Source organism: Streptomyces sp. NPDC048523 (genome assembly GCF_043199815.1).
Taxonomy (GTDB): Bacteria; Actinomycetota; Actinomycetes; order Streptomycetales; family Streptomycetaceae; genus Streptomyces.
Window position 1 is genome coordinate 1 of record NZ_JBICWQ010000027.1, and the last position, 1,957, is coordinate 1,957.

Below are 1,957 nucleotides of genomic sequence, written 5' to 3' on the forward strand. Positions count from 1 at the left end.
CTTGTTCTTTATGGTCTGAGTCGGTTTCGTTCGATGATGCTCTCGGGTCGTTTCACGGTCTTGCCCACGTCGTAGCGGGTGGCGGGCCGCTGGTTCTTCGAGCCAAGTGGCCGTCCGGGGCCGGGAGTTGAGGGTTTCGGTGCACGGGCCGGACAGTGCAGGTGCGGGCGGAGGTTCCGAAACCCCCGGCGGACTCGGGCCGGCGTGAGTCGGCCGGGCTCGGCGGGCTTCTCCCACGGCCGCCGCAAGTCGGCGGCGGCCTCGCGAAGAAGGCGGATCTGGGTGTGGGCGGCGATGATCAGCCAGGTCCAGCGCTCGCCGGCCTCGGGGGTTCGCAGCTTCGGACGGGTCCACCCGAGGGTCTGCTTCATCAGCCTGAAGAGGTGCTCGATGTCGAATCTCCGTAGGAACGCCTGCCAGCGCACATCGACGTCCTCGCTGTTCAGGCCGGTGGCGGACGACCAGAGCCAGAGCGGGAGCGGGTCACCTCCGCCGGGCAGGCGGTCGACTTGGAGGCGGATCAGTGTGCCTTCGATGATGGGGAGTTCGCCGGTGTGGTCGATCCAGGCGGAGCGGGTGGTCAGGCGGGGGTGGATGCGGTCCCAGGCCATTGCGCGGGCGGTGCCGTACCGGTCGGTGACCTGCGTCGTGGCCGCGTCCGGATCGCCCCAGGTCTCCGGCTTGGCGAAGCGGAGCTCCTTGCCGTGCTTCGGCGGTCGCCCGCCCTGGGGATAGGACAGGGCGTACTCCTTGAGCGAGGGCGTCGGCCGTCGCATGACGCGGTCGGAGCGCATTCGTCCCAGCACCTCGACCGGGAGGCCGTCGAGGAGGTGGGCCATGCGCGGGGCGTCGTAGCCGGCGTCGAAGACGATGAGGATGTCGCGGTCGCCGAAGTGCCAGCGGCCCATCTCGATCAGGTCCTCGACCACACGGCGAAGCTGCGCGGCGGTGACCTCGGCGACGTCGTCCTCGGGCCCGAGACGGACGGCGTCCAGCAGCTGGCACCAGGACGTCCGGCCCGATTCGAGGGCGGCGACGAAGGAGTACGGCCAGCCGGGGATGAACTGGTCCGAGGACCGTCCGCTGCGGCCGTAGACGTGGCAGAACAGGCGGTCCGCGCTGGTCGGCGCGTCGGGGCGAAGCCAGTTGCTGACGTCGACCGCCAGGACCAGGCGCCCGTCGGCGGCCCGAGGCATCGGCAGACCGGCCAGCACCTGCCGCAGCCGGGGCACGTCCACGTTTCCGCGGTTCAACGCCTCGTACATCGCGCCGTGCCCACGCCGGTGCTCGGCCACCAGCGTCAGGTCCACCGGCGAGGTCACCGGCCCGTCCGCACACAGCAGCGCGTCGGCCAGCTCGAACAGCTCGTCCCCGCGGGCGGTCAGACAGTCGAAGAAGTCGTCCCGGAAGCATGACGCTTCGGCGAACGCTTCCCCCGGGACATCGAGATGCGGCAGGCTCATCCCCACGGCCTTCGTTCTGGTTCGGTGCATTCCTTGGTCGGAGCACAGAATCGGACGGAGGCCGCCCACACGTCTGATGAACTTCCGCGTGGGGGAGCCAGTTCGACGGACAATTCGACACTACGGAGCTCGGGAGCTCAGGCAACCTGCTTGAAGTCGTGGCTGAAGGGAGCGGTAGTGAGCGGGACGTGGTGGCTCACACAGGGCGACACCCGGATCGGCGAGCTACGGCAGCACGCAATTGATCAGCCAACGTTCCTCTGCCACTTCATCCCGAGGCCCGGATGGCAAGGGGTCCGTGCGCTGTTCGAGAGCTGGGCGGCCTTGCACGGCCCGGACCCCGACGGCTCTCGAACAGCACAGGCCATCAAGCCCATCATGGACCTCGGACTAACGCTGGTGCCCGAAGACGAAGGTCGGCCCATGGCGCTCTTCAAAGAGTGCATCGTCCGTATCGAGGGTGACACCGCCCGCGTGCGCTGCTGGCCTCAACG

At 68.8% G+C, this 1,957-nt stretch carries 2 protein-coding genes; one reads left to right on the forward strand and one right to left on the reverse strand.

Translation table 11 applies throughout. The features are described 5' to 3' along the window. Positions 1-8: 8 nt before the first annotated feature. Positions 9-1,463, reverse strand: a complete 1,455-nt coding sequence (locus ACGFWE_RS43400) for an NF041680 family putative transposase (protein WP_393606203.1) — start codon at positions 1,461-1,463, stop codon at positions 9-11. 177 nt (positions 1,464-1,640) lie between these two features. Here ACGFWE_RS43400 and ACGFWE_RS43405 point away from each other — a divergent pair. Next, positions 1,641-1,957 (forward strand): hypothetical protein (locus ACGFWE_RS43405; RefSeq protein WP_393606205.1); only part of this gene is annotated, 317 nt, incomplete at its 3' end.